This window comes from Arcicella sp. (genome assembly GCF_964672035.1).
Genome location: NZ_CBABQS010000130.1, coordinates 1 through 6,756, shown reverse-complemented (window position 1 = coordinate 6,756; position 6,756 = coordinate 1). Strand labels below are relative to the sequence as shown.

Sequence of the window (6,756 nt, the reverse complement as noted above, 5' to 3'; positions counted from 1 at the left end):
AAAAAGGTTAAAATACTTAGGAAGTTATCCATAAAAAAGACATTAAAAAACATGCCATTTTTAAAATTATTCTACTCGTAAGTAATTATGTATCAACTAATTAAGTGTCTTTGGCGGGAAGTTAGCCTCAAACTTAAGTGAACCCCCATTACTGGGGTCAGCTTTGCCAAAGAATCGAATTAATCGCTTATAATGTGAACAAGAAACGGTTTTTTCGTTCCCTAATAGCTGTGGAAGATAATCTTTGAGAATATTGAGATTTGTAGTACGTGCCATAATAACAGCATTACAAACTAAAAACAACGTTTCTACAAGGCTGTATCTGAAATCTAAAAAGTATTTAGTAAATTCAGGAGAAACTGGAGTAGGCTTCATGCTAACTTGGATTTGTTGGGAAGCAAACAAGCTAAGAAAACCTTTCCAGTTTTTAAATCATTTTTTATACTGTATGTCCAGTAGTAAGCTAACTTCCCGCCAAAGACACTTAATTAGTTGATACATAATTACTTACGAGTAGAATAATTTTAAAAATGGCATGTTTTTTAAGGTCTTTTTTATGGATAACTTCCTAAGTATTTTAACCTTTTTATATCATTTTTAAGTAAAAAAGCTGTTTATTATCATAGATTAGAGATAAATATCGGCTTTTTGTAGAAAAAACATTTTAAAACAAAAAGATTGTTCTCTTGTGGGAAGTTTGCCCCAAATTTAAGTGAACCCCCACTTTTCTTTAGTTGCAACCATATTTGGAAGAAATGGGACAAGAACGAAACTTGCAAACTGCTGATAATCAATAGATTGTGGGACTTAGTTTAGTTTTGGCCCAAATGGTGATTACAGCCCGAAACGGGAAAGGGGATTTGTCCGTTGGTTTCACACCATGCATTAAAATCTCTCAAATCTGCTTGATAGGCTCTTTGGGTATTCACTGCCCCTTCCAACCCCAACCGTCCGTATTCCTTGACTTTTTCAGTCAGGTCCTTCGGAAATCCGATTGCCTGATTTTGGGGAGCGATGGGAATGATTTGGAGGCTATTTTCGGTTTCCATGTTGTTAAAATTATTTCAGAAATATTACAAATATAATTATTTTTGATAACTAAGATTTATCGTAAGTAATTAATTCAATAAATGACACCTTATTAGCATGCTATTTACTTTTGGAAAGTTGAACAGTCTTTTTTTCAATTATTCCAAGTGACGCTAAAATATAGGCAGTTTTATTTTTTACTTTTGAATGTAATCCATTTTCAAACTCAATATGAAAAGTGATAAACTTATCTCTAAATTCCTTGTTGGCTAAGATTTGATTTCTGTGTGTTGCTCTAAAATTATATTCTTTTATGAGAATATCCTCAATTTTATCATATACCATTTTTGGATTAATAATCATGGCATCTTGAAATTCATTTTTATCAAGTTGACTAAGCTCCAATGCTGTTATTACAGTAAATTGTAAATGTGTTACATTTCGTTGTTTATTTCCTTGATGTTCGTACTCAAAATGTATAGGAACACCCGAGGTGCTTTTTAGCTCCTCTTTAACAGGTTCTAATATATTTTTTTTGAAATCATTGAGATTTTTATATTTGTTCTCATCAACTTGTAAAAGTTTACGAAGTTCTACAATGCTATAAACAAATCTCGTTCTATTCTGTCCTAAATGTAGCTTGATTAGTTTATACATTAGCGTTGAGTAAATTGATTTAAAGCTTAAAATAGTTTTAAAATCATAACGAGTATATTGGGAGCCTAAACTGGCTAAAAAGGGCGATAACTCTGAGTTAGATTTAAACTCCAAATAACCACATTTATTTTTATTGTAACTTATGCTTGAGAACATAGGAATATGTTCAAATTCAAGATGACTTTTAGATAGTTCATAAAAGGTCATAACTTTGCTCGCCATTGATTTTGTAACTGTCAACACCTGACGTGCCGTTACAAACTCTTTTACTTTAGCAATGGGAATTCTAATGAGCATACCATGTTTTTCATTGATATTTGTATGATCAATTTGATTCACAAAAAATTCAAATAGCCTTTGTTCTACACGAGTAAACTGAGTGTTGCTAACAACTAATTTATTCGGTAAATAATTATCTCGTCTATTCGGGATATAGGGGTGTTCAAGGAATTCATCCTCTCCTAATTCAATATGTGCCATATTATAAATTGTATAAACTCATTATTGTAAAAACCTCGCCTTAAAAGATATGTGATTTGTAAAAACCTCGTCTTATACTTGTAAAAACCTCGCCTTATATGTCACAGTATTTGTAAAAATCTCGTCTTATACTTGTAAAAACCTCGCCTAAGCAAATATAAAATGCTATAAATCAACAAGTTATAGCCTCTTAAATCATTTAAATTATTTTGATTAAATATATAAATCATAGTGAATTTTTAAAGATTACTAAAAATAATAGTATTTAAGATGTTTTTGGCTAAAAATATTTCACTCAATAATATTAATAAGTTATAAACTACACTTAATTAAATATTATAGAATTTTTGTAAAAAACTCGCCTTAATCTCTTCTAAATCATAACTCGTTATTATATTAGATTTTTTAAGCGAGTTTTTTACAAAAAAAATGATTTAATACTGGTGATTTTTTGATATTGTTAGAATTGAAATATCAAGGTCTAAATTAGTATTTAATTTTCATTAAAACCTTAGTTTGTTAAAAAAACTCGCCTTATGCAACATTAGAATTCTATCTCTCCAATTTGTTTGTAAAAAACTCGTCTTGATATATGATGATCATGATTTGAAACTCATATTCACGTTTTTTAGTGCATTAAATTTGCAAAAAACTCGCTTTATAATTATGACTTAAATATTTATTGGTGATAGTTTGCCCTTTACACGCCTAATTTTACCGAAAAGGTTATATTTTAAGTAATTGTTTTATTTAATTCTAATACCTGTTAGTGAATAAATTTTTTATAAAAAACTCGCCTTACGCTGTTGAATACCATGATTAAGTATTTTAGTTCTACAATGTCCAAGTGTGATATGAAGAAACATCGTAATTTAAAGTAAAAGATGAAATTATACCTATTATTGAAGCCTCTGAGAATCTGTTTTTTGTAAAAAACTCGCCGTAGGTATGTAAATAGTTAATTCTCAGCGAGTTTAAACATTCATTTTAGCCCTATCTTCTTTTAAGTCTGAACAATTCCTAAACTTAATGTTTGAAAAAAGGATATTTTATCGGTAAAATTCTCATCAATTATTACATCATCCGAAAAGCCTCGAAGTTTTCTCCATGTTTCCTCTAAGCCATTGTTGATGATGAAAGTTCCTTTTATATCAACTGTTATATCAGAATCAGTAGCATTTTTCAAACGATTCCTTACTTGTTTAATAAGGGTTTCTCGGGAATTCTTATTTTTATAAATGAAAGTGACTTCATTTTCCTGAACATCCTTATTGAGATTTATAACCTTTTGAAGTTGTTCAATGCTTGAAATAGCACTTTCAATTTTACTACCTTCTAATTTTTGAATACTTTTTTTGTCAATTTTTGTCTGTCCGTTTAATACCTTTGTTTTTAAGTCAATTCCCATTTTATCAAGTCCTTCTGCGAATATCGCATCTCGTTTGATTGTGGCTTTGCTTACTTTAAATTCATCTGCTAATTTTGCGGCAGTATCAACTATGGTAATTTCTTCAACTCCTTTTCCAGCTCTAATTCCTCCTTGTTTTGACTTTAATCTCTGATATTTTAATCCTCGCAAATATGATAATTGTTCAGATGTCATATTTCTACGACCTACCTGAAAATCAATCATAAAATCTTTGACTTCTTCAATACTTGGAAATGACATTAAATCAATTTGAAAATCAATCCCATTTTTTTTACATATTTGATATCGGTGATGCCCATCAATTAAAACAAATGCAGCATCATGAGGTGTTTTATTTGCTGAATTTATAATTGACTGAGAAGTATCCCACACCAAAAGTGGCGTTCTACAACCATTGGAAATAATGCTTTCTTCCAAAGAATTTAATTCTTCTACATTCAATGGAGGTATAAAATCTCTTAATTCTGGTAAAATTATTAGATTATTTTTTATGCTTTCGGAACTTATTAACTTATTGTTTTTCAGCGTATTAGCAGTATTTATTGCTAATTTGTTTTTGAAATCTATGCCCTTCATATCTTTTTATTGATTAACTACTTGTAAATAAGTGATGAATTCATCACAGAAATCTTTATAACATTTATAGGCTTCGGATGAGCTATTGAGGCTTCCAAGCGTAGCTTGAAGTGCTTGAGACTTTTGAAAATCTATCAAATGTCTAATTTCAGTATTAAATACTCGTAGTTGTGAGCCGACATTGGTTCTTACGGCTTCCTTGAAACCATCATGAACCGTATTTTTTTTCACCATCGTAAACACTATTCCATCCAGCGTTAAATCTCGATTAGTATGAGTTTTTACCTCACTAATACGATTTAAAAGTGAGTTTAATCCTTTCATGGACGAAGATTCAGGTAACATCGTTATTAATGTAGAGTTAGAAGCGTTCAGGGCAGATACCGTTAATTTGCTTAAACTTGGCGGGCAGTCAATCAAAATGTAATCGAATGACTCTAAAAGAGGCTCAATTTTATGTTTAAGCCTAACATCACCACCTACTCTTGAAAGTAAATCCACCTCAGATTCGGCTAATGTTATGTCTGAGGGTGCAAGCCATAATCCATCCAAAATTTCAACGATTGGTAGTGGCAAATCTGAAAACAAACAATCTGCCACCTGAACTTGAGGATTCTCTACACCTAAAATTTGAGATAAATTTCCTTGGGGATCGAAATCAATTAATAAAACTTTAAATCCTTTGGTTACCAAAGTTTCACCCAAACAGGCGGTTGTGGTCGTCTTTCCCACTCCTCCTTTGTGATTTACTACCGAAATTACTCTGGCATTTTTGTATAGATATTCATTATATCCATACTTTCTTAGAATTGGTTCAAGTTTTATTAAGTCATCTTTACTTAATTTTCGAGAGCCGTTTGAATTAAATACTAAATCTATCTTTCGTTTGGGTAAGCCAGCTTCGTCATTAACACCATTCACATTTAACGAAGGATTATGACGGAAAAAGCTTGAAATTTTTTCTAAAGTAAGGTTACTATTCATAAGTTAGGATTTAACTGTAATAAAGAAGAATTATTAATATTAATGATTCATTTATGTATCAAATTTACCTAAATATTTCATTATAATCAATTTTTTTGATTCAATTTTGTATCACTTTCTTTCTTTTTTTTAAGATTACGATGATTTAGGATTGATAAATACTCGAAAACTTAGTATCATCGGGAGACTTTACTCAGAATCTTGAAGAATGGCTAAATGATTTTTGAAAAAAAGGTTGTACAGAGGCTAAATATCATCTTGGCACTTTACTCCGAATTTTGAAACAACCAAGTGATTTTTAAAAAAACTCGTCTAAAAGCAAAGTATCATTGTGACACTTTGCTCTGGATTTTAAAAAATACCTAAACGATTTTTAGAAATAATGTCGCATGATGGCAAAGAATCATTATAGAACTTCGCACTAAATTTTGGAAAAATATTCAAACCCCTCCTAAAAAAATTCGTTCAAAAGCAAAGTATCATCGTGACACTTTGCTATGAATTTTGAAAAAGAATTAAACAACTTATGAAAAACAGTCTAAAAGCAAAGTATCATCGTGACACTTTGCTATGAATTTTGAAATATTCATATGATTTTTGAAAAATCTGTTTAAGAAAAGGTAGACGAATTTTCTCTAAAACCTCGTCTAAGAGGTAGGTATGCGGGCAAGCGATGAAATTGTTATCACGATAATGGCTTTCAAGCTCGCTTGGATAAGAAGAGTTATAGATATCCTTTTATTTTTTATTTTTTTTAACCTTTTAAGCAGAATTTCTATGTAAAAAAATTATACCTGCAAAATGTGGTAGTTTTACGGAATCATAGATCAAGCTTTACCTACAAATTTTCATTACATCACTAACTTTCAAATCTTCAAAATACTGTATTCTATCTTTAAAATGTTTCTTAAACTGAGTGCGTACATGAAGGTATGTTCCCGATTTGTAACAAACGAGATAATTAAAAGTATAATTTTTCAAAGATTTTAGGTAATTAATTTGTTTCAAATTTAGGGATTTTCTCTGATAGTTTTTAGGTAGTTTATGGTCACTTCTTTTGTAAATATTGAATTTTCAAACGATGGAATAAATGACTTTTGGCTTCTCCTTCCTCATTAGGTTTTTCACCTCTCGTAAATTAGTTGATTGATTTTTCCATTTTACTATTGATATAAATTCGATATTATTTTTATCCATTTTTGTGGGATAAATGAGAGGACAGGTGATACTTACGCTTGCTCGAATAAACATTATTAATCTTATTTCTGGACCAACATAATATTCATTAAGGAAATTTTTAGGGCAGGAGCAGATGATTAATTTAAGGAGAATTTTTTATACTAAGTAACGAGTAAATAATAAGTTGGTCAATCTCTACCTTTTATTAGGTAGTTCCATTTAGGTCTTTTATCATCGAAAGTAACATAATTTTTGATATTATCTTTAAATTTCTGACTGACCTCTCTTTTGTTTAAATATTGTTTTTGGTTGATAGATGTTATTACTTTCAAACCAGTACGAGTTGTTGTTGTATTGGTTAGATTTTTAACAAATTCTATATTTTTTAGAGCAACACCAGACCAAGTATGAGTTATTTGTGA

General features: G+C 30.1%; 6 protein-coding genes. All 6 read right to left on the bottom strand.

The annotated features are described in order from the left end of the window. Window positions 1–96: 96 nt before the first annotated feature. Window positions 97–375, bottom strand: a complete 279-nt coding sequence (locus tag AC1W31_RS19940) for a hypothetical protein (protein WP_481736256.1) — start codon at window positions 373–375, stop codon at window positions 97–99. A 437-nt stretch (window positions 376–812) separates the two neighbouring features. Further along, window positions 813–1,049 carry a hypothetical protein gene (locus tag AC1W31_RS19935; protein WP_481736255.1) on the bottom strand — a complete coding sequence of 79 codons (237 nt, stop codon included), beginning with the start codon at window positions 1,047–1,049 and terminating at the stop codon, window positions 813–815. A gap of 100 nt (window positions 1,050–1,149) precedes the next feature. Continuing rightward, on the bottom strand, window positions 1,150–2,166 hold the full coding sequence (locus AC1W31_RS19930; RefSeq protein WP_481736254.1) for a RepB family plasmid replication initiator protein: 1,017 nt from the start codon (window positions 2,164–2,166) through the stop codon (window positions 1,150–1,152). Between the two features lie 1,003 nt (window positions 2,167–3,169). Then, window positions 3,170–4,171 (bottom strand): hypothetical protein, encoded by a 1,002-nt coding sequence (locus AC1W31_RS19925; RefSeq protein WP_481736253.1) that lies wholly within the window; start codon window positions 4,169–4,171, stop codon window positions 3,170–3,172. Between the two features lie 6 nt (window positions 4,172–4,177). Beyond that, window positions 4,178–5,155, bottom strand: a complete 978-nt coding sequence (locus AC1W31_RS19920) for a ParA family protein (RefSeq protein WP_481736252.1) — start codon at window positions 5,153–5,155, stop codon at window positions 4,178–4,180. A gap of 1,367 nt (window positions 5,156–6,522) precedes the next feature. Continuing rightward, window positions 6,523–6,756, bottom strand: a 234-nt coding sequence (locus AC1W31_RS19915; protein WP_481736159.1) for an ISAzo13-like element transposase-related protein, incomplete at its 5' end; no start/stop codon positions are given.

Coding starts and splice junctions, on each gene's coding strand:
- AC1W31_RS19940 (WP_481736256.1), bottom strand. CDS start 375: ATGAAGCCTACTCCAGTTTCTCCTGAATTTACTAAATACTTTTTAGAT.
- AC1W31_RS19920 (WP_481736252.1), bottom strand. CDS start 5,155: ATGAATAGTAACCTTACTTTAGAAAAAATTTCAAGCTTTTTCCGTCAT.
- AC1W31_RS19930 (WP_481736254.1), bottom strand. CDS start 2,166: ATGGCACATATTGAATTAGGAGAGGATGAATTCCTTGAACACCCCTAT.
- AC1W31_RS19935 (WP_481736255.1), bottom strand. CDS start 1,049: ATGGAAACCGAAAATAGCCTCCAAATCATTCCCATCGCTCCCCAAAAT.
- AC1W31_RS19925 (WP_481736253.1), bottom strand. CDS start 4,171: ATGAAGGGCATAGATTTCAAAAACAAATTAGCAATAAATACTGCTAAT.